Genomic DNA, 26,002 nt, shown 5'->3' with positions numbered 1-26,002 from the left:
AGCAGGTTTGTATTATTAAAAATTAACTTTTCCGTTTATTGTTCAAATTTGTTGCCAGCAAACTTTTGATCTCTGTTATACGGTGCTCCCATGTATTTTGTGCGGCTATTTTTAATCTTTTTTGTTGTAAAAAAGGAGTGTCGTTTAACGATAAATTAAGGGCAGCAGAAAATTCATCAACATTTTTGCAGATATATACGCTGTCGCCGGTAAACTCTTCTAAATCTTCGTTAAAATCAGTGATCACTACCGGCCGGCCCGATCCCAGGTATTCAAATAACTTAAGCGGGAAAATGGAACTGCTTACATCATCTTTTTTGAAGGGGATAATAGCAACATCAAATCCCTTAAGCACGGCAGGCAACTGCTCATAGGGTACTGCTCCTTTTTTGAAAATATTAGGCGCGTTAAAAGCAGGATTATTCTCATAATCTTTACCAACCGGACCTACAAATACAAAGTTTTTATCGGGGTTTTGTTCGAGTAGCTGTGTTAATAAATTATAATCAATACGTCGTTCAATATTGCCGAAATAACCGATTATCGGTTTAGGGATATCAAAAAGGATATCTGCCACAGGCAACGCCGGATCCAGCGCTTTTTGACTATGGCCGATGTCGGCTGCATTTGGTACGAAGTACGAGTTAGGGTTAAGTTTTGCTTTTGCATTGCGTAACTCTTTACTGGTGCTGATCACCAGGTCCATATCTTTCACCAATATATCTTCGGATATAAGGCCGTGACGGATCTGGTATTCCTCAATAAGGGGATCAACGCAATGATAAACTTTTAATAATGGTTTCAATTTCAACAACCGGTGCATGGTTGGGTAGTAAAACGCATAGGAGTTGATAAAGATATAGTCCTTTATTTCAAGGCTCTTAATAATTTTATTGAGCCTCGCCGCTACAATTCGTTCGTTCACCTTTACGGCCAGCCGATAGACAGCTCCTTCGGGCAATGAATTGATCGACGGCACCGGAGGCGTAATAATAATCTTTAAATTAGGGATCTCTGTTTGGATAAAACTATTTTTGGGAGAAAAGAAGTGCGGTTTGCGTGCCTTATAGCCCGGCGTATTTTTAAACTGGATATAATCTTTCCAGGTATAGGGCCTGTCAACATAATACACGTAGTTATCTTTGGCCAAATGTTTGGCCATAGTATAGTTTGTTGATTCGAGGCGGCTATCAAACTGCATTTGCGAAAATATTACGATATGCCGATTTTTAAGCTCCATATAACTTAATTATTCAGTTAGTCGTTTTCCTTTTATTTTGCCCATCACAACACCTATAAGCTCTTTTAGTTCGATGTAGCCTAAGACAAAGATGTCGGATATTTTAAACTGAAGATGTTTTTTTAATGCCCAGTACCCAAATATAGCGCCGGTAGCAAAGGTAAAGATAGAAGCAACTGCTACCGCATACAGGTTGTGGAATATGAGAATCCCCGTAAAATCGCCTATTACGTTAACTGTTAGCATCAGGAACACTTTGATCATGTTAAGATGTGGTTTATTGATGATATCAAGCGTTATCCCGAAAAACCTGTCGATAGGCAACAGCATTACATAACACATAAAAATCCTGAAGATATTGCCTGCATCAGAATGCTGGTATTTAGCGCCGAAGAGGAGTCCAATAATAAGGTCGGCAGCAGCAAAACAGATCACAGCGATAGGGGTAAGCGCTATGGTAAGCATGCCCGCATATTTTTTCATGATGTAGGTGACATATTTTTGATCGCCCCGCTGTACCGCTGCCGACATTACCGGCAATGCAGTAGAAATGAAAGCCCTGAGCGGGATTTCAAAAATCTCCATAAGTCGTTGCGGAATGTAGTAAACAGCCAACAGGTCGGGGCTGAACATAGGCTTTACGATAAACGTATCGGAGCTCCTGAGCAGGTACGAACTTATAGACGTGCCTACACTGTATTTACCAAAATGGGCCATTTGTTTTATTGTAGCCCAGTTTTTGTATGCTATGGTTTTTACCTTAGCCCAGCCTGTAATAATGCAAATAACGCTGCTTAACAGGTTAGCTGTAAAGTAACAATATATAGTTGTTTCAAAATTTGATTTGCCTGCAACGGCAACGCCAACCACCAGCGCCAGAAAACCTCCCTGGTTCATTAATTGCAAGGTGAACATTTTATCAAAGCGCTCTTCGGCCTGGAGCGTCCAAAGGCTCACCGCCGATGGGAGTGTGCATAAATAAATGATACTGAACCATTTAAGTGTAATTCCTATATCAGCATCCGGATTTGTGTAAATAAAATAGATCAGGAGATTTACGACGGCAAATACGCAGGTGACCATAAAACCCAGGTACCAGGCGGATCCTGATATATTTTTCATTCTTTCGGATGTGGAGCCCGAATAAAATTTAATGACCGATGTTTGCAGAAAACCCGTGCGAAAGGTATCGGCCAGTGTAAATACAATCTGGAAAAATACATAGTTGCCAAAGGCGGGTTTACTTAAGCGGCGGGCCAGCAGTGATAGTATTACCATTCCCAAAACCGGTAATACGGCGTTAGTCGCCAGTGAAAGCGTGTGTTTGTTTATTAATTTTTTAAATAAACTCATGTATCATGTTTTACGCTTTCTCCCACAATTGTGTTGTAAAATTATATTGTTTTATTACTTTGGCGGGGTTGCCAACTGCTACCGAATAAGGCGGGATATCCCTTGTAACCACACTGCCGGCCCCAATAACCGAATGTTTACCTATAGTTACACCGGCGGTTACCACACAATTAGCGCCTATCCACACATTATCATCAATAGTAATTAATTGGGTGGTTACTTTTTGATGGCGGGGCGGTATACTTACGTCCTGATAGCCATGATTAAGGCCGGATATTACAACATGCTGCGCGGTCATGCTGAAATTGCCTATTTTAACCGGGCCAATTACTACCGTACCGATGCCAACGCCTGATCCTTCGCCGATAAATACATCGCCAACGCCGTTATTGATCACAGCGAAGTCTTCCACAATACTTTTTGCGCCAAGGGAAAACTTGTTAAACGGAAAAAGGTCCATCCGTGCATTAAACCTTACTACACTGTTTTTGCCCCGGTGATGGAAAAAGCGGTTAAGTATCAGCCTAACCCAAAGCCTTGGCCTCGACTGTCCGGGCGGAATAAGCATCCAGTGGACTAATTTTTTTAATTTGGGATTTGATTTTATGGATGATACAAATGACATCTGCTTAATTAATTAGTATTGTCCCTATACTATTTTTTTTAATTGCTCCTGCTCCTGGTTGTCAAGGCGCTTGCATACTACAAGGATGGATATGGCCAGGTAGAACAGGATGTTTGATGGGTATTGAACGATAGCCTGCTGCGGAAAGTTACCAATATTGAACGCGAACAAGATTAGCAACATAGCCAGGCAGTAGTTTTTAAGTTCAGGGTTTTTGATACTGAAGTAAAAGTTTATCCCCGTTTTAAGCACCACAAAAAATAGTGTACAAAATAAGATGAGCCCGAGCCAGCCCATTTCAACAGCTACGCGCACATACCCGCTGTCGGGCGGGAATTTGGCTAACATGGAGTTTGGTGAAAACTTACGGCCCCAAACGCCTACAGAACCTAAGCCGCCACCAATAGGGTGGGAAAGGATATAAGGCTTGATCCTCCTTTGATTTTCAGCACGGACGTTGTAAGATGCGTCATCGGATGGGTTAAAAGCTGTTTGAAACCGCTTGATCAATGGGTTGGAGGTCGGCATTACTATCAAAATGCCGAGCATGCCTCCTGCCACAAGTGTGAAAAATAAAACCCGTTTGTTGAAGTTTAAAACGGCCAGCATGGAAAGCGCTCCTGGTACCAATACATAGGCAGCCCTTGTACCGGAATAGAGCATAACATATAAGAAGAAAGCAGCTATAAAGCCCAGTAATACTTTGCGTTTAACAGGTAAATTGCCCATGATAAGCACAACACAGAGCAATGCGCCTATAACCATGTTGTATGAAAATGTAACAGGGTCAGAGAAGATGGCAAATTTACGCATATGACCGTTGATGAACAACAAGCTTACACGGGTAGGATCAGAATACAGGTATCGGCGCTCGAATGAAAAAAAACCTATATTTTCTTGTTGAAAAGCAGAAATTCCCGCCAGTATATCCAGCAATAACCAAAGCTTTAAAAGCGTTTTTATAAACTTTACCGTGCGGATCTGGTAAACAAAAACAAAGTACATCAGCATAATGAAACCCACAGTCCGAACGGTATAAATCCAGGCCAGCCGCGATGCGGCTGCTGGGTTTACAAACTCAAACATATTGTAAGCCAGCCATACCAATATCATGTAGCTGATAGGATTTTTAAAATAGGTCCAGTTTTGTTCGGTGCGCTGTTTTATAAAAAAACCAAGGATAAGCAGATAGGTGGTTACATCCATCAATGTACCGATGGGTACTCCGCTTGGTAATAATTCAGCAACGTAACTGATGAAAAATGCACCTATGATCAGCGCGCAAATTCCGAATTCAGGATAAACGGTAATGGCAAATACAATAGGTAAACCTATAGTTATCGCTAAAACAGCACCTACCCCTATAAATCCAAGCTTATAGGTTAAAAAACTTATCACAAGTGAGATAATCAGCAGAAAAAACAGGGCAAACGGATGCGAAAACTTTTGAATCAGAAGCGCTTTCCAAAAGTTTTGCTTAATTTCAGTATTACCTGTTGGTTCATTGCGCATGAAGTAGTAACTCTTTTTATAAATTTACAGGAACAAGATCTTCACAGCCCATACAAATACACTGATAAACGCAAATACTATAGCCGCTTTGCGTGTTTTTTTTTGAAGCGGACTTAAATCTCCAAACGGATCCTTTTTAGGTTTGGGAGGGTCAATTCTCATTTTAAGTAACGTTAAGTATATGAACCGGTGTTGCGCGCTTCGTTCAATTAGGAGCGTTTTTCTTTGTTCTGATTGTATTCGGTTTTATTGAGTACCCAGCCGGCAAACTTGTTTTCGAGCCCTTTTAAATAGGTTATGTGCTGTTTCTGAATATTGTTTATTTTCCTGTTGGCTTCAAATACAGCTATTGTTTTATTTGCAAATAATAACCATTCTTTGGATTTATTAAGCGCGGTAAGTGGGGCAGTATCAATAATCACAATATCGTATTTAGTCCGCAGCTCGTCAAATTTGCTCTTAACAAAGCCTTCGCTGCCAATTTCAAGCAGGGTTACATCACCTCCGCGGTTGCCTAAAACGGTAGTGTTTGAACTGCTGAGCTCGGGTTGGCCAAATTGGCTGTTTTTAAAATAATCTTCAAGGTATACCTGCGGCTGAGCGGTATTACTTATCGTGGCGTTATTGAAGTTGCCATCAATTAACAATACTCTTTTGTTAATCATGGAGTAAGAGTACGCCAGGCTTATCGCCAGCAGTGTTTTGCCTTCGCCAGGCTCAATGCTTGTTATGGCTAAAATTTTTTCACCTTTTAATTCCTGGTCAATCTCAAACCGTATAGAGCGCAACAGCTCTTTAAAGGTTTTCATTTTTTCACGGTGCTCCACATCCCACAGCTTGCGCAGATCGAGATTCTCACCGCTGATCTTATTCAGATAGCCTAATAACGGTAGCTGGGTTTTATTAACCAGTTCGGTAGGGCTTTTAATAGTATCATCGATGTAAAATAATACGAACAGCCAGAAGAGACAGGCAAATAAACTGCCCATGCCGCTTAATATAATAAGCAGCATTTTTTTTGAAGGTTGGGCCACGTCCGGCTGGGCCATCTCAATCTGGACCAGTTTTATTGAAATGCTTGAACGCAGGTTAGTTTCATTGTATTTGTTCAATACATCAAGATATTCTTTACCTGCAATATCAATATCAAAATAAAGGGTTTTTACTTTCGCATCAAACGGAACCAGGCGAGAGAATTTAGCATTAAGATTCGTGAGCTCGTCATTTATTGATTTAACGCTGTATTTAGCCAAATCGCGGGAAATCTCAAGACCAAGCTTTTGTTTAACCTGATCCTCTTTAGCCACAAGCGGATTGGTAATGTATTTATCAGATGTTAAATTTACCTGATTTGAGAGCTGTTTCTGTAACGAATCAAGAGATTCTTTATACTTATTATTAAACCCGCTGCGTACATACTGGTCTTCCAGTATATGCAATTGGTCCTGAGTGGAAATGATAGCCTGGTTGTATTTGTTGGTTATCGACTCAACATATTTCCTTTCATCGGGTGAGAACTTTTGGACGATAGCATCAATGGCGCCCTGATTGGATATTACATCCTTTTCGGCCTGCAATTTTCTGTCATTGTAAGTCATGATCTGGCTAAAAATCGCTTTGGACTGCTCATCCAGGTTCAATACACCGTTTTGAATTTTATATTGCTGTAATTCGCTGGTTTTTTCACTCAGCGCCTTACGTTTGGTATCTAACAGATTTGATAAAAAATTTACTGCATTTGATTCATTTTGCTTTACGCTTTGGGTATAATAGTCGATAAACTGTTTGCATAATGTATTCACTACAAACGCCGAAAGCTGAGGGTTTTCTGAATTAAAACTTACAGAAATAAAATCACTGCTTTCTTCACGGTAAATTAGCAGGTCTTTTACTATGTTACGCTCATCGTATTTCATTGACCTGAGCAAACCAATAAGTGAGTTCTCGGTTTTATCATAAACAGATAACGGTTGAAGGGTGGCAAATTTCTTTTTAAAAATCGCTAATACGTTATCCTTTTCATAAGGCCGCAATTCAAGTAATTCCTTACTTTGTTTACGAAAGGGATAAGGATCGCTCAGGTCATGGATCATGAGCGAATAAGAAACCTGGTCAATAAGTTTCTTTAGCTTCATGATCGCCATGAGGTTACTGAATTCGCGGTAAACCTGTTGCTCTTGTACGTTAGTCGTCGGATCTTGATCAAGAAGATGGCTGGACGCGTCAACTATGCCGGTGGCTATTTCCGCGTGCGACTGGTAATTATCAGGTAAGTTTTTTACCAGGAAAAAAGAAGTGATTACTGCTACAAGCGGTATTATTATCAGTACAGTTCTGTATTTCTTTAGTAGATTGAAAAAATTGCCTATCTCCATCTTTTACTTAACGTCTTCTAATTTAGTACCCAATAATTCTTCAAGATTGGTTTTGGCTGTAAATGTCGATAATTCAGCTTGTACTTTAAAGGCGTTTTGGCTGTATAAGGTGGTAAGCTGTTCATTATAGATCTGAAAAGTTGTTTCGCCTTTTTGAAACGCGTATTTTAATTGCTTAACAGCACTTTCGGCATCAATTACAGCATTTGCCCGCAGTCTTAGTTCGGCCTGTGCTGCCAGATATGAAAAGTAAAGACGTTTAACCTGGGCCTCAAGGCTTAACATATACTCGGCCTGTTGAAATTCGGCTGCTTTATAAATTTCTTTCGTTTGCCTGATAACTCCCGGCCTCGAAAACAGGTGTCCTAAGTTTAGCGAAAGGCTTATTTGATAACCTTTAAATATGGTTGGCTGCGAAATGTTGATAGACGTTTGCGGACTATAAATGTAAGATGCAGTTAAACCATCAAGCCATGAAAACACGGCTGAGTTATAAACGGCTTTGGCTGCATTTACCTGGCTTTGACGGGATTTTACTTCGGGGTAGTTTTTTTTAGCAGTTGCTATAAGTTTTTCAAGAAAAGGATAGTTAATGTCACTTACAAATGAAGTTTGCTGCGCATGTACGCGGGTGGTAAATAAAAGAGCAATTATAAAAATATAAATGGGCTTCAGTTTCAGGGGCATATAGTTATACTTTTTCTTTTTGGAATAATGCGGGTACTGTACCGGCAATAATTTTTAAATCTAACCAAATAGAATATTTCTGCGCATAAAAATTATCTAATTTTTTCCTTTCACGTTCAGACATGTCTTCCTTTCCGCGTTTGCTGATCTGCCATAGGCCCGTTAAACCGGCAGGGCCAAGAAAACGCATCGACCACTCGTTTGAGGTAAGCATCTCGGCCTCATATAAAGGCAATGGCCTGTTACCAACTACCGACATATCGCCCCGTAGTATATTGAATAATTGCGGTAATTCATCAAGACTTGAATTGCGTAAGAAATTGCCCAGCTTGGTAATACGCGGATCATTCTTGATTTTTACAAAGGCGACTTTATTGTCGCCTCCTTCGGCGGCATATTGATTATTTTCGGCAGATAACTTGGCCAGCAATTGATCGGCGTCGGTACGCATCGACCTGAACTTATAAAAATCAAATACTTTATAACCTGTACCTACGCGTTTGCTTTTGTAAAATACCGGGCCTTTTGAATCCAGCTTAATTAAAATAGCAACTATCAGCATAACAGGCGATAATACAAACATCATACCGCCTGAAATTACCAGATCGATAAGACGCTTACCTGCCGGCATTTTATAAGTCGTATCAACTACTTTTGAAAGTTCAAGCAATTTGGGCTTTATCAGTTTAAAGCGCACCAAAAAGTTAAGCCTTTCGCGAAGGTCACTTATGGAAAACGGTTCGCCATAAAAATCATGAACCTTTAATTTAATGGCTTTTTGTCTTAGCGTTTTATCATTTTGTGATGAAAGAAGTACAATAATTAAACCACTAAGAAGAAAGCTTTGCTTAACTTCTTCAACCATTTTAATCCATTTGCCCTCAGTATCAACTTCAACCAAAATAATATCAGGAACGGATAAAATAGATTGCTCGCCTAAATAATCATTCAACTGGTCAATAGAGTTGTTGTAAGCAATTTTAAAGCCTTCATTTAGTCCAGCCGAAATCATTTCCTTAAACTCGGTGCCGGCATAGGCTATCCTGATATTAGAACCTGAACTTTCGTTCCAATCAGATGTTTGGTGATTCATAAACTTGTAAAACTTGATTAATAGCTGTTTTTAATGCAGTTGGGTTAAACGGCTTGTGAATGTAAGCATCAACCTTAAAGGGCATGTTGCTTACCTGGGCATCAAGATCATGGGCGGCCGATAGCAATATAACAGGTATTTCACGATAAAAGCCACTAATCTTTACGTTCTTAATAAAAGACTGGCCGTCAAAATAAGGCATCTGGAGGTCGGATATAATCAATTCGGGCATATGGCCGTCTTCGAGCCAGCTGAAAGCTTCGATGCCATTATTTTTAACTACAATATCATATTCTTTTGACAGAATGAAGTTGAGCAGTTTTAGGATACTCAAGTCATCATCAACTATAAGTAGCGTTCTTTTCATGCTTAATTAATGGGGATTATTTATAAAAGAGAAGCAAATGTTTTGTTAATCAGTTTGTTGTATGTTATTATTATTTATTGTAAATGCTGATATGTTAAAAAAAATATAAATTTAATAAATGTTATTAATGAAAAGGAAATGGTTTATTAGCCGTTTTTAACTAACAGCTAAATATAAAATAAATAGCCTTACAATTAGCGTGTTTTGTTTTTCACTGTAATTGCATGCAAAAAACATTCCTCAAATAAAAAAAACAGCCGAAATCAAAGGCTTAGTAGGCTTTTATACGGTTAATATATAAAATGGTTGTGAAAAATTGCGATATTAACAGAAAGTTAATAACCGTCGAGGAATTTATTCCCACGGCGGGTAGCTGTAATTCCCCAAAATGGGATTTAATTTATACCGGGTATAGGTATTTATAGCGCTACTTTTCTATCACGGATAAAAAATTTCCGGCGGGGTCTTTAAACCAGGCTATTTTGGGCCCCCCATCAAGAAAAAGGCCTTTTTCGTTTGTCTTAAAATTCTCCTGGTTATAAATCTCAAACTTAACACCGCGTGCGCTGAGTTCATCAACTGTTTTTTCCACATCATCAACCGGGAAATTCAAGATGGTGAAGGTAGCCGGGGTATGGTTGGGTTTAGTGTATATTAATATGGGGGTGCTCCCTGTAATATTAAGGTTAAGTAAGCCTTGCATTTCGGGTACATCACTTACATCTAACCCAAGTACATCAGCATAAAACGCCCTGGCTTTAGCTGTATCATCTACCGAAAATCCGCTGAATGCTTTGCTGTCTTTTAACATGATAGTTGACTTTATGTTATTGATACTACCTTGCTTTTTAATAATTTGTTTTGTAAAAGTGAGTTTAGCCTTCCAAAACTTCGGCCCGGCAACCTAACTCATTTAAAAAATTGATGAGCGAGTGGGCGCATAATGTGCCGCTATCGCACTGTACCCGCAAAATCCGGTCACAATCATCAAGATCGAAATTGGCTTTATGGTTGCCAAACGTGCTATGGATGGCATTCAAAAGCATATTAGCCTGGCGGCGTTTATTTACATTGGTTTTAAAAACTTCTACTATCATAAGCCTGTTTTGGTGTGTACCTAAAACCTTTGGTTGAACAATAGAAATGTTTGATTTTTTAGGGACGGTGTTTGGTTCACCAGCCCCTAAAGAATCAATAAATTATTATTTGGTGGCGTTAGGATTGTATGTGATCATCCAGTTTATGCCAAACCTGTCGGTAAGCCAGCCAAAATAATCGCCCCAAAACTCATCATGCATAGGCGAAACAGCGTTACCGCCTTCGGCTAAACCGCTATACAGTTTGTCTGCCTCCTCTCTTGATTCGGCACTTATGGTGAGCGAGAAGTTATTACCCATAGTTACGAATGGCATACCTCCCGCGCCAATCGCATCCGTACCCATCAGCATGCTGCCGTTAGCAAGGGGGAGTGCAATATGCATAAGCTTATCCTGGTCTTTTTCGGGTGTATTGGCAGCCGCAGGCGAGTCTTTAAAACGCATAACCATTGCAAACTCACCACCGAATACTGACTTGTAGTGGTTAAAAGCTTCTTCGGTATTACCGTTAAAGTTTAAATAAGGATTGATAGCTAACATGATGTGATGTTTTTTGTAGATTTATAATTGAGTGATTTTATAAAAGTAAAATTAAGTCTTGTACCCTAACATAGGAGGGGGGTATCAAGACATGTTAAGGGGTTAATTGCGACATTGTTTCATCGCAAAACACACAGATGGATCAATAAAGAGGGTATTGCCGGCTTTAGCTATTATCCGCCGGCACTCCGTCCGAAACAAATTTATATAGGTATGGTGCCTTATGCGCGCCGCCAGTCCATTTTTTTGCCACCCGCTCCAAAATACCCAGCCCCAGCATTTTACGCTGAAAAGCAGCGCGGATCAGCGTTTTGTTAAGAATGGTTTCGTAGAGCGATTGCAGGTCGCCCATGGTAAATTCCTCGGTCATGAGGTTAAAACCTATCAGCTTTTGGTCAAGCTCATTCTGCAGGGTTTCCAGCGCTTTATTAATAATTTGCTGATGGTCCTGCATCAGCGCAGGCAGTTCATTCAGGCTGTACCAGTCGCAGCTATCAGATATTTCATCGGGTGTTGGGATAGCCTTGGTAAAATCAACCAGCGCATAGTATCCCACCGAAATAAAACGCTTTAATAACCAGTGATCAGCGGGTGGGTTATAGCCACGGGCCTGCATAATGGCCTTAAGCGGCCCGGGATCATACCGGCTGTAATTGCCAAAAACATAAAACTGTTCCAGGTAGATGTTGGTTAAGGCTGTTCGGCTTTGAAGTACCCGCCGCGCCGCTTCGTTCACATCCTCATTATCATGAATAAAGCCGCCGGGAAGCGCATATAGCCCGGTATTTTTATAAGCCAGCAGCAATACCTTTAATTGGTTGTCATGAAAACCAAAAATAACTGTATCTATAGCAAGACCTGGTAGAAAACCCTCGCCCGCGATGTTATTTTCCAGTTGGTAAAACTCTTTATTCATGTATCGTAATAAAACAAAGGCACAAGTAAATAAAAAAAATTGATAGCTATCGAAAAATAATTTATTATTGTAACAAATTGATACAATAAGGATCGAATTCAAAAAATCTCTATCAATTAAACCTGACTAACCAAATACCAGTAATGAAGAAATCAATTTTAGTAATGCTGTTGCTTGCACAAGTTGCCTCGGTAAAAGTAATGGCGCAGCTATCGGCAAACAAAACCACCGTTGAGAACGGTGCGCTTGAGGGCACTCGCGAAGCATCAAGCGTATTAAGTTTTAAAGGTATTCCTTTTGCACAGCCGCCCGTGGGCGATTTGCGCTGGAAAGAGCCTCAGCCCGCCAAAAACTGGGAGGGTACATTAAAGGCCGATCATTTTGCCCATAACCCCATGCAGAAGCCCATTTTTGGTGATATGGGCTTTCGTTCATCGGGTATGAGTGAAGATTGTTTATACCTTAACGTATGGACACCTGCAAAATCAGCCAAAGAGAAGCTGCCTGTATTGGTTTATTTTTACGGTGGGGGCTTAATGGCCGGCGATGGTTCTGAATCGCGCTATGATGGTGAAAGCATGGCTAAAAAAGGTATTGTAGCTTTAACTGTTAATTACAGACTTGGTGTATTTGGCTTTTTTTCGCATCCCGAATTAACTAAAGAATCACCTAACCATTCGTCGGGCAACTATGGGTACCTTGATCAGCACCTGGCCTTGCTTTGGGTACAAAAAAATATAGCTGCCTTTGGCGGCGATCCCAAACGTGTTACCATTGCGGGTGAATCGGCAGGGTCTATCTCCGTATCGGTACAAATGGCTTCACCTTTATCAAAAGACCTGATCGCGGGTGCTATCGGCGAGAGTGGCGCGGGTATCAAACCAACACTTTTCCCTATACCATTGGCTGATGCTGAACAAAACGGCCTCAAGTTTGCTGCTAACGAGAAAGCCAATACCCTGGCCGATCTCCGGGCCATACCCGCCGAACAATTGCTGAACGATGCTTTTAAACCCGGTACACCGCCAATGTCGGCCACTATTGATAATTACCTGTTGCCAAAATCGTTGCCTGAGATCTTTATGGCGGGCGAACAGGCCAAAGTTCCTTTGTTAGTGGGCTGGAACTCGGCCGAAGTGCCATTCCAGTTCATGATGCGTGGCGATGCGCCAACGCTTGAAAATTATACCAAAACGCTGAAACAATTATATGGTGACAGGGCAGAGGAAGCATTGAAACTATACCCGGCTGCCAATGACGGGGAAGTGATCAAAGTTGCAACGGACCTATCAAGCGACCGGTTTATCGTATACAGCACCTGGAAATGGGCCGACTTGCAGGTACAAACGGGAGGGAAGCCGGTTTACCGCTACCTGTTTTCACGGGTGCGCCCGGCCATGGTAGCTTCTATGGGGAATGCCACCCCTGGGCTTGCCGGTGGTGTGGTTAAGGGCGACGCCGCAAAACCTGCCCCGAAAATGCCGCCGCCGGTGGGGGCAGCACATGCTTCAGAAATTGAATATGCCATGGGAAACCTGGCCGGGAACAAAACCTATGCCTGGACACCCGATGATTTCAAAGTATCCGAAACCATGGAAAACTATTTTGCCAACTTTATAAAAACTGGCAACCCTAACGGCGCAGGCTTGCCAAAATGGTCGGCAATTAAGGATAACAATCATGTTAAATTTATGAATATTGACGTTAAAAGCGAGGAGATGCCGGAGGTTAACCGGGCGCGCTACCTGTTTTTGGATAAAGATTACATGAAATAAGAAATAAGATTTTTTCAGACCAATGGGCTGGCTCCTGTGATTTTTCGCAGGGGCCTTTTTTGTGGATCAATATCATTACATTTATATAATGAAATTTTGTCCGGTAAAAAGCGTGTTATCCAAATGGTTGTTAACTGCCATTATAATACCTGGCTTTTTTACTTTTTCAGGGCTCACTGCCCAAACTGCAAATAAGATAGCTCTACCTGATACAACTTTAGTTGTCAGTTTTGTAAACAGGGTCTCAAAATCATTATCATATAAAGCGGCTCTTAAAACGGCTAAGCGGAATAATCGTTCAACTTTTATTTCCGGGGATAGCTGTCCTGCTGCGTTAAGCTTTTTGCATAGCAGGAAAGCCGATGTCAACATTAAACAAACTTCGAAATTGTTTATACCCGGCAGACTCAACAAACAGGCTCTTTTCAATAAAGATTTCAATCCGGATTTAGGCGATGCCGATAATTCCCTCATAGGATAATTCTTCCTTACTGATTACCCAATGTGGTAATCATTCCCATAAATTATTTAGGAACAAACCTAAAAGGATAATACCTGTCGTTTATTTTCTGAGATCGAAATGAAAAGACTTAAAAAGTTCATAAGGCTTTGCGGGCTTATATTGTTTATGGCATTGGCCACTGCCGGGATAGGTATATTGGGCGTAGCGCCCACTTTAACTAAAGACAGAAAGCTGTTTGTAGATATGCACCCCAAAACAGAATTGGTAGAAAAAGCCGAAACCGACCAACGCGTAGCAGATAACTTATTTTAACATTAAGTTGATAGCGGCATGGATAAATTGTTAATAGTTATCTTTGCCCTATGAACTATTTTGAATTTTATGGCATCCCCGAATCTTTTAAGGTTGATCAGGCGCTGCTTAAGAAAAAGTTTTATGAGCTGAGCAAGCTTTACCATCCCGATTTTTATGCCAATGAGGATGAAACCAGGCAACAGGAGATCCTGGAGCTATCTACCCTAAATAACAAGGCTTACCATGCGCTTGGTGACCCCGCAAAGCGCTTGGAATACATTTTAAAACTGCATGACCTGGTATCTGAAGGGGCAAAACCACAATTGCCTGCAGATTTTTTAATGGAAATGATGGATATTAATGAGCGCCTTATGGAAGTTGATGATGCAACGCACCTGGCTGCCATAACCGCAGAAACACTTGCTATTGAAGGTGATATGAATGACGAGCTGGCGAAGCTGACCGAAGATTATGAACAGTTGGACGATACCGCGAAGGAAAGCCGCCGGATAGAAATTGCAAATATTTACTATAAACAAAAATATCTGTTGCGAATTAAGGAGAGTTTATCTACATTTGCAGCCCGCTTGTAAGGAAAGACACTTACAACATGCCCAGCTGGCGGAATTGGTAGACGCGCTGGTCTCAAACACCTGTGGGAAACCGTGCCGGTTCGACTCCGGCGCTGGGTACAGGTAAAGTTAGGTACTACCTAACTTTACTGTAATAATTAGAAACCCTCTTTACAAATGCGTAGAGAGGGTTTTGTTTTCTCCACAAGTCATAATCCTCACTATTCAAGCTTTCATTTATAAATCTAATAAACGTAATTTTATTAAATGGATATTATGAAATCAAAGCCAACAATTAAAATAGAAGAACAATACTATTTAGGCAAATTTGACAACGATTTGTATGTTAAGATTTCTAATTATGGAAAATATGGAATAGTAAATATTGACGGAGAAATTGTTGTCCCTTGTATTTATGATGATATCGTTCCCATCGAAAAAGATTATAATACAACTTGGCAAAGAACTTACGATGGTTTTAGTTTTGGGAGTTCGGGATATGCTGCCGTGTTACAAAACGCTAAATGGGGAGTTATAAATAAACAGAATCAATTAATCTTAAATTGTGAATTTGAAAAAATTAACTGCTATTCAGAAGGCTTATTCAGCATAGTAAAAAATGAAAAATGTGGATGTGCCGACTTGGACGGCAACATAATAATCCCTTTCGGCTATAATCATATCTACGGGTTTAATAACGGATATGCTGTTTATTATTACGCTGAAATAACTAAGTATACTGCTTTAAGGTCTGTTACTCACAATTCACCTCGCTACGGCGTTATTAATAAAAAAGGACAGATAATAATAGAGGCTAACTATGCCAAAATGATACAATTACCATTGGGGTCTAATTTTGTTGTAGGTGAAACATCTGATAAATATTCATATCTGATAAACGTAACCGGGCAAATATCTTCAATAAGTGAATTTGAACTCATTTATAACTTTATTAATGGCTATGCAATTATTAGAGCAACTGAAGATCAATATGGTGTGATAAATGAAATAGGACAAATTATAATACCGCCTGTTTATAATGGAGCAGACTATTTAGGTAATAAAGCTTTTCTTGTATATAAAAACGAAATTCTTGATACCAGGAAGTATTTCCTGATAGACGAGAAAGGAGAAATTTTAAGTCAAACCGGTAAATTTTCTTACATAGAAAAACGCAATGGCTACCTGTTTTATCAAGAATACTATTCCAAATATGCTTCTAAAATTGGTGTATTGAATGACGGATTTAACATTTTATTACGCGCTAATTATTTCGATTTACATGTTTGCCGAAATGGTATTCTTTCTGTAAAAACTGAAAAATCAGGTAAAAGAATGTTAATTGATTTCAAGGATAACATATTGTTAGAAATAGATGATCATATTATAGATGATTTTAAAGTCTGGTATAATATAGATGCCAGCAAGTTAGTTTTGGCGCCAGTTGATCAACAGCTCTGTGCAATTAACAATTCGGGTACAATTGTTAAGAAACTTAATTATTCATTCGCATTCCATCTGTCAATAAACCCATTTGACGGTAGCGATTATTTGTACTTAACCTTAAACGGCTCAAAGACTGATAGTAACTGGGTTGATTATATTGGCAAATGGGGATTAATGGATTCGGACTTTAATGAAATTATAACACCGAAATACGATCAATTGGAGCCTTTCAAAAAAAATAAAAATTTAATATTGGTTGCTAACGGCCACATTAATTACCCTCACAGATATGAAACTGAAGATGGTGATAGTATTTCTGCAGAAGGGTTAGTATACGGAGTTATTAATTACCTTAACGAAACTGTTATTCCTTTTGAATATAATAAGATTGATGAGACGGATTATAATCTGTTTGTTGTTTATCAGGGTGGAAACATGGTTTTTGACGGTGACGATTATGAATGGCACTATGAAACTGTGAAAAAAGGAGTAGTAGATATTAAAGGAAGATTGATTGTCCCGCTCATTTATAAAAACATTTCCATCCAAAATCACATATTCGCCTTCCATGAAGATCCTCTTGTAACTGTACCAACTAGTTATGATGTTTTCGATTTATTTGGGAATAAGCTGCTTAAGCCTTTGCCCCAATTTAGGCGTAAAACGTTGAATAATTTTTAGATGTATGGATATCCAAACTATATAGGACATTCCTTGATTCTCGACAAGAAGAAATATTGAAAATTTCAAATTTCCGGTTCAATTCAAAACCGCTACATAAAAAAACAGAAGCCTATTAAAATCAGTTTTCATTTATCCATTAACTTTCTTTTATAAATCCTTTCGATTTTAGATCATAGATTATTGGTTCTATAAGCCGCAAAAAGCTTTCTAAATATTGAAAGTATTCCCGCTGATCGGTACCGAGCCGGGATGAAAGCTTTTCGAAGTTTTTATCCCGGCTTTTTTTCTCTATAATCTGTTGTTAATCAGGTAAATAAAAAATTCCGCCGAGTTAATTTGAGCGGTTCGTACAGCTTTTTCTAAGATCTTCCATTTTTCCGGAAAGATCGAACCAGTAATCAGCCTCTTTTCGTCAATTTCAGCCTCTCTATACAGTTTAAACAGCATATTTAGCCGCAACAACAATGCTCCGTCTATAATTTCGGCGTTATCCATCTGTTCAGTGTTATTTTCCTTCAAAGTTTTTAACCCCGCTTCAATTTAGTTTCATTGGTTTTAAAATTCAGGTTGGAAACTGAATTTGATGCTGAAGACGCGTGCGCCGGGTTGGTCAAGATAATTGCAACGGCGAATAAGGTCGATCCGCAAAAATTTGAAAATATTGGCTATACCGGCCCCGACTTCAACATACGGTATGCTGCCAAGGGTGTAGGTGCCGTTGGAGCCTTTGGTTGCAGCAGGTAAGCGATAAAGGCCTGTGCTTTGAGCCGGATCATTTTCGGCACGCAAGCCACCGTACAATATTTTGGCAGAGATGAATTCCCGCCATTTTAGATGCTTGATTAGCGGGACTTTGTTTAGCAGGAAGCCGTTAAAGGTGTGCGTAAGGTTAAGGCCAACGTAATGATCGCTCACAAATTCAAGATAGTTCATGGCATTATAAGCATCTCGATTGTAGGCGAGCGATTGATTGGCGGGGCTGATATTGAGCAAGGGAAAAGGCACTTTGCCCAGCACGTAGCCGCCGAGCAGGGTAACATCGGTGAAGCCTGCCTGAGAGAGATAAAAGCGCTTATAAATGTTAATGCCAAAGTCGGTATATGCATACTTGCCACCAAAGCTACGGTTAATAAGAAGGTCATAAATAGGATAAGGGTTATGGATACTATGCCGCGTACGGCTGCCCTGAATAAGCTCTTCGTGCGGCGCATAGCGTAAGTGAAGATTTAGCTCGCTGGTAGTTAAATTGTTCACCAAACTACCATCATCATTTTTTTGATAAACCAGTGCTGCAGCAGGTGTTTGCTGCCAGTTTTTATAACCCAGAATGTACGAGAAATGATTTTCGAAATCACGGAAGTATTGTAGCTCAAATATTCTGCTATATAGCCAATAGTTGGTTTTTCCGGTTTGAAAAGATGAGAATGCTGTAGCACGGTTGGTTACCGAAAAAGTATGACCAGGTACATCTACATCATATAAATAGCTTACCTTAAAATAATTATTAGGAAAACGGTAGGGCGCTGTTTTATTTAAAGAAAAATAAGCGATTGCATTCCCTTTTACCCGATGGTCTTTAGTGCCATAAGCGCCATATCCCTCAAAATAAAAGGTGCTATCCAGCAATGGAGTAGTTCGTCCGCCCAATTCCAAATGCAGGCCTTCCTGGCTATTAAAAGATAAAAAATGTGCAATTGGTCCGATTTGCACTGGCCCCGTATCGGCATAGCCCGCCGTAAGTGTAGACAGCCACCACATAGTTCTTTTGTAAGACGGCATTTGTTCCAGTTTGTACAACTTTTCGTAAACCTGTGCCTGGCCTTTGCTAAGCGTATCAAAACCAGCTTTGCCCGTAGCCACCTGTAAAGTCTCACCCTGGTAAAATGCCACAGTCTGCGGCGCGCCGATTTTGTAGTTACGATATATCACCTTACGCTCTCCAAATACACCCCAGCCTTTTTTAGTCAGCCCAAAATCTGCCTTAACCCTACTGCTGGCCAGTTCATACCGACCGCCAGTTTGCTGGGCAAAATCTAACAGTACATCAAAGCTTCTAACAAAATTTACATTAATCTTCCCATTTAGCCTTAATTCACAAGCGGTTACTGCAAAATGCCCGTCCAACGTTACAACTAACCTACCCTCAAATAACAAATCTCCTTTTGTACGTGGCGTAAAAGCGAGCTCTACCTGTTTACCCATGGCTGTGCTAATGGTATCCGTAATAAAAAACTTATAATAATTTGGCGCATGATCCGCTATCGGGCTCAAAAACTGGTTAGCTATAATAAATAGGTTATTCTCATAAATATCCACCTGATGACCGTACAGTTGATTTACATAAAGTTTAACCCCCGCGGTATCAATAAACTGCAATATATTGACGCCTTTATAGGCTCTCTGTATCTGTATTTTCTTCTCCGGCTCCTTTCGAAAATAAATGTCCGACAGTTTTTCTTCCAGCAACACCGGCAAAAAAGTTTGCCCTTGTACCGTATCCAACATAAACTTATATTGGCTAAAAAATTTACTCTCAACCACTTTCTGCGGTAAATTAAAAAAAGACAGCCCCATTCTTTCATACTGCTCGTATTGCAAATAAGCTGCAGCCTCTGCCCGGTTCTCCTGCTTATGATCGATCACTTGCTGAATGAGCGCGACTGCCGGATTTCCTTTGTTGCGATAACGCTGCCCTCTCACCGAGGTTATCGTTACATTTGCCAGCTCATTGGCATCCCGTTCAAGCAATACTTGTAATTTATTCGCTTGCCCGGGTACAATTACTTTAACGGTGGGTAAATAACCAACATGTGAAAATGCTACCTGTGTAAACGTTACTGCTCCGGCCAGCCGAAACCGCCCCAGCGAATCTGCCTGTGTGCCAATATTACTACCTGCAAAAGTCACTGAAACTGATGCGAGGGGCTCACCACTGGAGGCATCTACCACTTGCCCTGTTACTAACGTCTGCGCTGCGGCCCATAAGCCTGATATTGAAAAGCATATCAAAAAACAAAGACGCAAACGCATGATTAATTAACCATTTCTGTGAAAATATGTTTTTGTCTTAAAAAGCATTCAGATAGTCTTCACTTTCTTTTTCGACCTGATAGCCTAACGAGACAGCCAAACCTTTAGCGCTTTACTTCAAGTTTTTAGGAGGCCAAAGCAAATTGGCAAAGAGGAGGCAGTACTATTGGTTTACCCACGCCGAGCGGTATTTTGAAGTGTGCTCGTCAACGCCTCCGGAATATCCAATTATCATTAGCGTCAGTTAATCTCCTCTCTTAGCGGGATATTTGATAACAAAATTAGTTCTTGTATAAACTGGTTCAAACCAACTACATCAAGGAGTACAATTTTAGGGAAGTTGTTAATTTTATTGACAACAAAAATGATAGGACTGCGCTGTGAAAAAAATAACGATCAATCCAAAAAAAGCTTTTGATTAAAAGGAGTTTATTTTTCATTGGGATACATTAAATATTTATGTACAATCTAAGATTTTGCCAGGATGAAAGGTTTTCAATTAACGGTATACTATAAATAATCCTTTTCTACAAAGGCTTCTTCCCGGTTTTGTTCAACAGGAAAGGTTATCATTAAGGTAACGCCATGGCCGTTTTCAATTGCAAATTTCCCTTTTAACTGCTTGCCAAGCGCTTTCATCATTTCCATCCCAAGGGAATTAGCTTCACTAAAGTCAAAGTCGGGAGGGAGGCCGCGCCCGGTATCAGATACCTTTAAAATTGCGTTTTCGTCGTCTGACGTTGACAGGCTCACCATGATCTCGCCGCCTTTATGATCAAAAGCATATTTTATAGCATTCGTGATGGCTTCGTTTAATATTAGCCCGATGGGTACCGCCAGGGCCGGATCAAGGTTAAGTGGATTTAACACCTGTTTTATTTTGATCTGCCTGTAACCTGTATCGAACGAATCGCTCAGGTAATCGATCAATTCACCGATATAAGCGGGCATAGATACAAGGGCAGTGGTTGTGCTGCTGTAGAGTTTCTGGTGTAAAAGCGCAATGGCGTTTACCCGGTGCTGACTGCCGCGAATTGCTTCAAGCGCGATATCGTTTTGTAAATAAGCCGACTGTGTGTTCAGAATGCTCATCACAATTTGCAGGTTATTTTTTACCCGGTGATGTACTTCTTTCAACAACCATTCCTTTTGCAGCAGCAGATCTTCCAGCAGAACGTTTTTGGAAGTGATCACCTCGTTGCTTTTTTGCTTATGTACGTTTTGCCTGAATAATAATGCCGCTATGACCAGCAATAAAAATATGGCACCCATAGTAAGGTTTTTAACCAGGTTGGCCTGCTGTAAATTAGCCCGCTCAAGCTTGCTCTTTTGGTTTAAAAGTGTAATTTCTGCTTCTTTTTGCCGGGTTTCATATTCAATTTGCAGTTGTTCAATCTGTTTGCTTTTGGTGGTATTAAATATCGAGTCTTTGATGATATTGGCTGATATAAGATGATGAATAGCCGACTGATACTGCCTCCGGCTGGTATCCATGCCAAACCAAAGAGTTTCATTGGTGCCAAGGTCATTGTCATTACCAATCTTCCTCAATAGGTCCTGGTTCATTTTGAGGTATTTTAACGCTTCGGCAAACCTTGCGGTTGCGGTGTAAAACTTAATGATCAGTTCATAATAGCTGGTCCGCGCATATAAATTGAGGTTGGGATTGTTGGTTTGTTGTATCAGTTTGTCGCAGTAAATTTTAGCCGTATCATACTGTTTTAATGCCAGGTAAATTTTAAGATAGGTTTGACTTACCTCATCGCCTCCTTCATATAACTTACCGGAGGGATGCACAAATTTTTGAGTCACCTGTGTTAAAAAGGCTTTGGCTTTTTGGGGCTGATGCATCCGGAGGTAAACATCAACTATATTGCCTGCCAGCAGGTATATGGTTGCATTATCTTTCTCCGATTTTGCAATTTCCAAAGCACGTGAAAAATAATTGATGGCCTTTTGATTGTCGCCAAGCTTTACAAAATCATAGCCCAGGTTATTGTTGATCTGGCATATTAACCTCACATTATCCGCGTGGCTTGCGGTGGCAATTTTCAGGGCCTTTAGTTCATAGCTTATGGCTGTTTTATAGTCGCCCTGGGTATAATATAGCCTTCCTAATAACGCGTAAAGCCCCTGGGTTTCGGTGTAGTGAGCCTGGTCATAATAGGCTAATGCCTTTTTAGTTTCGGCAAAAGCAAGGGTATAATCATTCATCATCTGGTGCAGGTCGGCTAATAACCGGTAACACCTGGCAAGTTCAACCAGTTGGTTTGTACGTTCAAAAGCACCGACGGCCAGATTTAAATAGCGAATTCGGGAAACCATGGTTTGCTGCAAAAAATCCTGACTGTAATATTCAGATAACTCAAAATAAGCTTTACCAAGCAGCACCAAGTTATGTGCCTGCTTAATTTCCTGTATGGTTTGTTCAAGCAATGCGCGGCCGTTTTTGGATTGGCCTTTCGACTTGTAAAAAGCCGAACGGATCAAAGCAATGCGAAAGCTGGTTTCAGCCTGCGGAGAGCGGTAATTAAGCTGTTCGGCCTGGTTAATAAAGTGAGAAGCACTATCCAACTGTGCAGTGGAAGGGTGTCGCAGATGGGTGAAAAACTCCGCCAGTTGCAGCGCAACATGGATGCGGCTGGTGGCAGAACCCGGGAAGCTTTTTTGCGAAAGCAAAGAATCAACATGGCGTCTGGTAATTTCCTGCGCGTTTGCTGAAATGGCCAAAAGAAAGCACAGGATAATCAGTTTGCATTTTCGTATCGTGTCAGCTCGTTTCATCTTTGGTTGGGAGCCTGTCTGCATCAATCTTTTTTTTTAAATTTAGGTATATTCAAGTACATCTGCTAATTTAAAAGCTATACTTGTGTGATGTAATTTATTAGTATTCAGTGATTTTAAAGCTTTGTTAAAAGAAATGATTAACAACATCGAAAAAGAAATAGCATAAAAAAAACATTAGCAAGGCTATATCGGAATTAAAAAGGTCTTTTAATATATTTTATCCGGTATAAATATATCCGTATTTGATAGATCGTCATTGATCAGGATGCTGCAGCTCAATACATTTCTTTTAATTGTTGAGTGATGGCCGGTAATTTGTACCAAACAGGTGCCGCAGCTCCCCATTCCGCAGCACAGCCCAAAGCCCGGAATTGCCAGCTTATCACATATGAGCGACATTAAACTGTGATATTGCCCGGGGAGTGTATGGATACGTTCGCTATTGCCCAGGTGATGCAATGTAAATAGAATGGTGTTTTTTTCGGGCATCGTATGTTACTTTAAACTTTAACGGGTGCGATAGGTAAATTAATAAAAAATCCGGTTACCCGTAATGATGCTCGGTTTAAGCCAGTGGTAAACTGAAGTGAAAAACAGATCCTGTACCGCTTTCGCTTTCTGCCCAGATCTGTCCTTCGTGCCGGCGGACGATCTCGGCACTTAAATAAAGCCCTATACCGAAACCTGAAATATGACGGGTTTGGTTACTTTCAACCCGGTAATAACGGTCAAAGATCCTCGGCAGGTCCTGGGCATTAACCCCCATCCCCTCATCTTTTATGCTAACCTGGGCAAAGCCATTGACCGGAGCGCATTTCACTTCAATCTTCCCGCGTTTGGGCGAGTATTTAACGGCGTTGCTAATCAGGTTGGAAATTACCGAGCCGATCTTTTCCCTGTCGGCGTTAACCTGCACATGATTACTGATATCAATGTCAATAATATGAGTGGAAACAGTGAGCCCGTATTCCTCAACAACTTCCCTGATCAGTAGGTCCAAATCAAATAATTCTTTATTAATAGCGATTTTACCTGATTCCAGGCGCGATATATTCAGGAAACCGTTGATCATGCTGCTCATTCTCTTCGCCTGGATCTCCGCCTTTTCCATAGCGCCCGCGAGAAAACTATCAGGATTATTTTTCAATTTGAGATTAGCTACCTGGATCAACGCCATTAGTGAGGTTAATGGGGTTTTAAGTTCATGGCTCACCATACCTATAAAATCATTTTTTCGCAGCTCGTCCTGTTTCTGTTCTGAAATATCCCTGGCGATCTTGGAAACCCCGGTGATCTTTCCGTGTTTGTCGCGTATAGGCGAAATGGTTAGGGATACGTCCAGGACACGACCACCGTTCGCCAGCCTTTTTGTCTCAAAATGCTCCATGCGTTCCCCGTTTTTCAGGCGGGTTATGATCTGCGGTTCCTCATCCTGCCGGTCTTCCGGAACCAGTTTAAGAATAGATTGTCCTATCATTTCGGAGGCCGGGTAACCAAAGATCCTTTCTGCCGATTTGTTCCAGCTGGTGATCGTCCCCTCCAGCGATTTGCCTATTATTGCATCATCTGATGATTCTACGATGGCGGCCAGTTTGGCACTGCGTTCCTCTGCTCTTTTCTGATCGGATATGTCAAGCGCGATCACCAGTCCGGCATACACCATTCCCCGTTCATCTGTTAATGGTACAAAATCTACCTGCAGATCATGGCCGCCGGTGCTTTTAAGTTCGGTCCTTATCTGCTCACCGTTCAACATCCGCTCATAATACTCCCTGGTTATGGCATATCGCTCCGGAGAGTTAAGTTCGGCCATATGTAAACCTGCATAACTATCTCCATTGTACCCTAATTTTTGCATCAGTTCACCTTCCATCGTTATCAGGTTATGTTCTCTGTCAATAACGAGGATCAGCGAGCGGGGAATATTGACGGCGATAGAACGGAATAACTGCTCCTTCTTTTGTATTTCGTCCCTGCTTTTTTGTAGTTCCTCATTACTTGCCAGCATTTCTTCGTTTGATGCCGCAAGTTCTTCGTTAATCGCGGTAAGCTCCTCATTAAGAGCTTGCGTTTCCTCTTCACTTTCTGCAAGGGATTTAGTGCGTGAAGCTACCAGTTCCTCCAGCGATCCGTTCATCCGTGAAAGTGCCTGCTGTGCCTCCAAAAGCTCCCCATTGATTGAGAGGAGTTCCTCGTTTGTTGTGCTGATCTCTTCATTAGCCGCGGTAAGCTCCTCGTTAAAAGCCGCGGTCTCCTGTTCTTTCACCTCCAGTTCCTGCTGCAGGCGTTCTTTTACCTTTACATCCCGAATTGCACTAATATATGACAGAGAGGCGATCACAACGGCGAGTATGAGCATTGCGATTATGGCTGCAGGAGCAACAAAGGTATAACGTTCCAAAACCGCCCTGCGTTCGTCCAATAGTTTGCTTTCGGTATCTTCTGCATGGTCAACGGCAAGGCGCAATGCATCCATGGCAGATCTTCCTTCTTCCAGATCGGCTGTGGAAACAACCTGTTGATGTTGTTTTTTTGAAACAAGTTGTTTCAGGATGGCCATTCGCCGGGTTAGTATCGCTTGAATGCTTGCCAGGTTGGCTTGCTGCAGAGCGTTATCGGCGGTTAAGGCACTTACCTCACTAATCAGGCGCTGTGTTTTGAGATAGGCACCCTTATAAGGGCCTAAGAAGGCGGTTTTGCCGGTAAGCAGAAAGCCACGCTGCCCTGTTTCTGCATCTTTCATCGATGAAATAGCTTGTTCAAGCTTCTGGATCACCAGTGTGCTGTGGCCAACAGCGTTATTGCTATTTAGCAAATTATTAATCGTATTATAGGAAAAGAATCCGACGATCAGCAGGATCAATATCGAAAACCCGTAGCCGAGCTGTAAATTGCGGGTAAAGTTCAGTCGCATAGAGATACCGGGTATCAATGATGTTAAGTGGTATACAATAATTTATGTTTTTACGAAAAAAACCAAAGGGATGGTTTGGCGTTACCGGTAATAAATATCGAAGGTAACATAGATGTTACAATTATTTGGTGCTTGCTATTTATACAACGGTTTAATTTTAATTCAGGGGCTTAATTTTTTTAATTGGTAACTTACTAATTAACAATAACGTTTAACAACTTTATTGATTTTA

Annotated in this window: 23 protein-coding genes and 1 tRNA gene; 5 read left to right on the top strand and 19 right to left on the bottom strand. The window is 40.8% G+C overall.

Annotation, left to right across the window (positions count from 1 at the left end):
* Nucleotides 1-22: 22 nt before the first annotated feature.
* The 13 genes from ABID99_RS13565 to ABID99_RS13505 form a co-directional block, all read right to left on the bottom strand.
* Complete coding sequence (locus tag ABID99_RS13565) at nt 23-1,240, bottom strand: glycosyltransferase (protein WP_373614025.1); 1,218 nt, start codon at nt 1,238-1,240, stop codon at nt 23-25.
* Between the two features lie 9 nt (nt 1,241-1,249).
* Nucleotides 1,250-2,593 carry a lipopolysaccharide biosynthesis protein gene (locus ABID99_RS13560; protein ID WP_373614024.1) on the bottom strand — a complete coding sequence of 448 codons (1,344 nt, stop codon included), beginning with the start codon at nt 2,591-2,593 and terminating at the stop codon, nt 1,250-1,252.
* 10 nt (nt 2,594-2,603) lie between these two features.
* Nucleotides 2,604-3,218 carry a DapH/DapD/GlmU-related protein gene (locus tag ABID99_RS13555; RefSeq protein WP_176624223.1) on the bottom strand — a complete coding sequence of 205 codons (615 nt, stop codon included), beginning with the start codon at nt 3,216-3,218 and terminating at the stop codon, nt 2,604-2,606.
* Between the two features lie 24 nt (nt 3,219-3,242).
* The gene (locus ABID99_RS13550; protein ID WP_373614022.1) at nt 3,243-4,730 is read right to left on the bottom strand and encodes an O-antigen ligase family protein; all 1,488 of its coding nucleotides are present in this window, start codon (nt 4,728-4,730) and stop codon (nt 3,243-3,245) included.
* Nucleotides 4,731-4,754: 24 nt separating this feature from the next.
* The gene (locus ABID99_RS13545; RefSeq protein ID WP_175489921.1) at nt 4,755-4,892 is read right to left on the bottom strand and encodes a hypothetical protein; all 138 of its coding nucleotides are present in this window, start codon (nt 4,890-4,892) and stop codon (nt 4,755-4,757) included.
* Between the two features lie 47 nt (nt 4,893-4,939).
* Nucleotides 4,940-7,105 (bottom strand): AAA family ATPase, encoded by a 2,166-nt coding sequence (locus ABID99_RS13540; protein WP_188831762.1) that lies wholly within the window; start codon nt 7,103-7,105, stop codon nt 4,940-4,942.
* 3 nt (nt 7,106-7,108) lie between these two features.
* Nucleotides 7,109-7,792, bottom strand: a complete 684-nt coding sequence (locus ABID99_RS13535) for a TolC family protein (protein ID WP_176624230.1) — start codon at nt 7,790-7,792, stop codon at nt 7,109-7,111.
* 4 nt (nt 7,793-7,796) lie between these two features.
* Nucleotides 7,797-8,885 carry a sugar transferase gene (locus tag ABID99_RS13530; protein ID WP_188831763.1) on the bottom strand — a complete coding sequence of 363 codons (1,089 nt, stop codon included), beginning with the start codon at nt 8,883-8,885 and terminating at the stop codon, nt 7,797-7,799.
* Nucleotides 8,866-9,252, bottom strand: a complete 387-nt coding sequence (locus ABID99_RS13525) for a PleD family two-component system response regulator (RefSeq protein WP_188831764.1) — start codon at nt 9,250-9,252, stop codon at nt 8,866-8,868. The genes ABID99_RS13530 and ABID99_RS13525 overlap by 20 nt, the downstream gene beginning before the upstream one ends.
* A gap of 427 nt (nt 9,253-9,679) precedes the next feature.
* Entirely contained in the window at nt 9,680-10,063 is a 384-nt protein-coding gene (locus tag ABID99_RS13520; protein WP_090525066.1) for a VOC family protein, read from the bottom strand.
* A 64-nt stretch (nt 10,064-10,127) separates the two neighbouring features.
* Entirely contained in the window at nt 10,128-10,349 is a 222-nt protein-coding gene (locus ABID99_RS13515) for a hypothetical protein (RefSeq protein WP_090525068.1), read from the bottom strand.
* 105 nt (nt 10,350-10,454) lie between these two features.
* A complete protein-coding gene (locus tag ABID99_RS13510; RefSeq protein ID WP_188831766.1) occupies nt 10,455-10,889 on the bottom strand; it encodes a VOC family protein in 435 nt (144 codons plus the stop codon).
* Nucleotides 10,890-11,055: 166 nt separating this feature from the next.
* On the bottom strand, nt 11,056-11,805 hold the full coding sequence (locus tag ABID99_RS13505) for an NUDIX domain-containing protein (protein WP_090525072.1): 750 nt from the start codon (nt 11,803-11,805) through the stop codon (nt 11,056-11,058).
* 143 nt (nt 11,806-11,948) lie between these two features.
* Between ABID99_RS13505 and ABID99_RS13500 the strand changes: the two genes are divergently transcribed.
* Nucleotides 11,949-13,580, top strand: coding sequence for a carboxylesterase/lipase family protein (locus tag ABID99_RS13500; protein WP_373614020.1), 1,632 nt, complete (start codon nt 11,949-11,951; stop codon nt 13,578-13,580).
* A gap of 81 nt (nt 13,581-13,661) precedes the next feature.
* Here the strand turns inward: ABID99_RS13500 and ABID99_RS13495 are convergent, their stop codons facing one another.
* Complete coding sequence (locus ABID99_RS13495) at nt 13,662-14,054, bottom strand: hypothetical protein (protein WP_354482310.1); 393 nt, start codon at nt 14,052-14,054, stop codon at nt 13,662-13,664.
* A 106-nt stretch (nt 14,055-14,160) separates the two neighbouring features.
* On the opposite strand from ABID99_RS13495, the gene ABID99_RS13490 reads away from it, so the two are divergent.
* From ABID99_RS13490 to ABID99_RS13475, 4 genes are all read left to right on the top strand, one after another.
* Nucleotides 14,161-14,355, top strand: a complete 195-nt coding sequence (locus ABID99_RS13490) for a hypothetical protein (protein WP_176624244.1) — start codon at nt 14,161-14,163, stop codon at nt 14,353-14,355.
* Between the two features lie 50 nt (nt 14,356-14,405).
* A complete protein-coding gene (hscB, locus tag ABID99_RS13485; RefSeq protein WP_373614019.1) occupies nt 14,406-14,930 on the top strand; it encodes a Fe-S protein assembly co-chaperone HscB in 525 nt (174 codons plus the stop codon).
* A 19-nt stretch (nt 14,931-14,949) separates the two neighbouring features.
* Nucleotides 14,950-15,029, top strand: a tRNA-Leu gene (locus ABID99_RS13480).
* Nucleotides 15,030-15,176: 147 nt separating this feature from the next.
* Complete coding sequence (locus ABID99_RS13475; RefSeq protein WP_373614018.1) at nt 15,177-17,036, top strand: WG repeat-containing protein; 1,860 nt, start codon at nt 15,177-15,179, stop codon at nt 17,034-17,036.
* Between the two features lie 291 nt (nt 17,037-17,327).
* On the opposite strand, the gene ABID99_RS13470 is transcribed toward ABID99_RS13475, so the two are convergent.
* From ABID99_RS13470 to ABID99_RS13450, 5 genes are all read right to left on the bottom strand, one after another.
* Nucleotides 17,328-17,534 carry a hypothetical protein gene (locus tag ABID99_RS13470; protein ID WP_373614017.1) on the bottom strand — a complete coding sequence of 69 codons (207 nt, stop codon included), beginning with the start codon at nt 17,532-17,534 and terminating at the stop codon, nt 17,328-17,330.
* 60 nt (nt 17,535-17,594) lie between these two features.
* On the bottom strand, nt 17,595-20,069 hold the full coding sequence (locus tag ABID99_RS13465; protein WP_373614016.1) for a DUF5686 family protein: 2,475 nt from the start codon (nt 20,067-20,069) through the stop codon (nt 17,595-17,597).
* A gap of 510 nt (nt 20,070-20,579) precedes the next feature.
* Nucleotides 20,580-22,853: a histidine kinase dimerization/phosphoacceptor domain -containing protein gene (locus ABID99_RS13460; protein ID WP_373614014.1), complete on the bottom strand. Its 2,274-nt coding sequence runs from the start codon at nt 22,851-22,853 to the stop codon at nt 20,580-20,582.
* Between the two features lie 210 nt (nt 22,854-23,063).
* On the bottom strand, nt 23,064-23,345 hold the full coding sequence (locus ABID99_RS13455; RefSeq protein WP_373614012.1) for a hypothetical protein: 282 nt from the start codon (nt 23,343-23,345) through the stop codon (nt 23,064-23,066).
* A 76-nt stretch (nt 23,346-23,421) separates the two neighbouring features.
* Nucleotides 23,422-25,770: a PAS domain S-box protein gene (locus ABID99_RS13450; RefSeq protein ID WP_373614011.1), complete on the bottom strand. Its 2,349-nt coding sequence runs from the start codon at nt 25,768-25,770 to the stop codon at nt 23,422-23,424.
* Between the last annotated feature and the right edge of the window lie 232 nt (nt 25,771-26,002).

Origin of the sequence: Mucilaginibacter sp. OAE612 (assembly GCF_041806395.1) — a bacterium.
Lineage (GTDB): Bacteria > Bacteroidota > Bacteroidia > Sphingobacteriales > Sphingobacteriaceae > Mucilaginibacter > Mucilaginibacter rubeus.
Note: the sequence above shows the minus strand (reverse complement) of the source record. Positions and strands in the feature narration are given on the sequence as shown.

Bases quoted from the DNA above. Each gene is read 5' to 3' on its own strand.
- ABID99_RS13540 (WP_188831762.1), bottom strand. From the start codon at position 7,105: ATGGAGATAGGCAATTTTTTCAATCTACTAAAGAAATACAGAACTGTA.
- ABID99_RS13510 (WP_188831766.1), bottom strand. From the start codon at position 10,889: ATGTTAGCTATCAATCCTTATTTAAACTTTAACGGTAATACCGAAGAA.
- hscB (WP_373614019.1), top strand. From the start codon at position 14,406: ATGAACTATTTTGAATTTTATGGCATCCCCGAATCTTTTAAGGTTGAT.
- ABID99_RS13470 (WP_373614017.1), bottom strand. From the start codon at position 17,534: ATGGATAACGCCGAAATTATAGACGGAGCATTGTTGTTGCGGCTAAAT.
- ABID99_RS13530 (WP_188831763.1), bottom strand. From the start codon at position 8,885: ATGAATCACCAAACATCTGATTGGAACGAAAGTTCAGGTTCTAATATC.
- ABID99_RS13460 (WP_373614014.1), bottom strand. From the start codon at position 22,853: ATGAAACGAGCTGACACGATACGAAAATGCAAACTGATTATCCTGTGC.
- ABID99_RS13475 (WP_373614018.1), top strand. From the start codon at position 15,177: ATGGATATTATGAAATCAAAGCCAACAATTAAAATAGAAGAACAATAC.
- ABID99_RS13495 (WP_354482310.1), bottom strand. From the start codon at position 14,054: ATGAGGGAATTATCGGCATCGCCTAAATCCGGATTGAAATCTTTATTG.
- ABID99_RS13535 (WP_176624230.1), bottom strand. From the start codon at position 7,792: ATGCCCCTGAAACTGAAGCCCATTTATATTTTTATAATTGCTCTTTTA.
- ABID99_RS13520 (WP_090525066.1), bottom strand. From the start codon at position 10,063: ATGTTAAAAGACAGCAAAGCATTCAGCGGATTTTCGGTAGATGATACA.
- ABID99_RS13505 (WP_090525072.1), bottom strand. From the start codon at position 11,805: ATGAATAAAGAGTTTTACCAACTGGAAAATAACATCGCGGGCGAGGGT.
- ABID99_RS13525 (WP_188831764.1), bottom strand. From the start codon at position 9,252: ATGAAAAGAACGCTACTTATAGTTGATGATGACTTGAGTATCCTAAAA.
- ABID99_RS13465 (WP_373614016.1), bottom strand. From the start codon at position 20,069: ATGCGTTTGCGTCTTTGTTTTTTGATATGCTTTTCAATATCAGGCTTA.
- ABID99_RS13565 (WP_373614025.1), bottom strand. From the start codon at position 1,240: ATGGAGCTTAAAAATCGGCATATCGTAATATTTTCGCAAATGCAGTTT.
- ABID99_RS13515 (WP_090525068.1), bottom strand. From the start codon at position 10,349: ATGATAGTAGAAGTTTTTAAAACCAATGTAAATAAACGCCGCCAGGCT.
- ABID99_RS13555 (WP_176624223.1), bottom strand. From the start codon at position 3,218: ATGTCATTTGTATCATCCATAAAATCAAATCCCAAATTAAAAAAATTA.
- ABID99_RS13450 (WP_373614011.1), bottom strand. From the start codon at position 25,770: ATGCGACTGAACTTTACCCGCAATTTACAGCTCGGCTACGGGTTTTCG.
- ABID99_RS13560 (WP_373614024.1), bottom strand. From the start codon at position 2,593: ATGAGTTTATTTAAAAAATTAATAAACAAACACACGCTTTCACTGGCG.
- ABID99_RS13500 (WP_373614020.1), top strand. From the start codon at position 11,949: ATGAAGAAATCAATTTTAGTAATGCTGTTGCTTGCACAAGTTGCCTCG.
- ABID99_RS13490 (WP_176624244.1), top strand. From the start codon at position 14,161: ATGAAAAGACTTAAAAAGTTCATAAGGCTTTGCGGGCTTATATTGTTT.
- ABID99_RS13550 (WP_373614022.1), bottom strand. From the start codon at position 4,730: ATGCGCAATGAACCAACAGGTAATACTGAAATTAAGCAAAACTTTTGG.
- ABID99_RS13455 (WP_373614012.1), bottom strand. From the start codon at position 23,345: ATGCCCGAAAAAAACACCATTCTATTTACATTGCATCACCTGGGCAAT.
- ABID99_RS13545 (WP_175489921.1), bottom strand. From the start codon at position 4,892: ATGAGAATTGACCCTCCCAAACCTAAAAAGGATCCGTTTGGAGATTTA.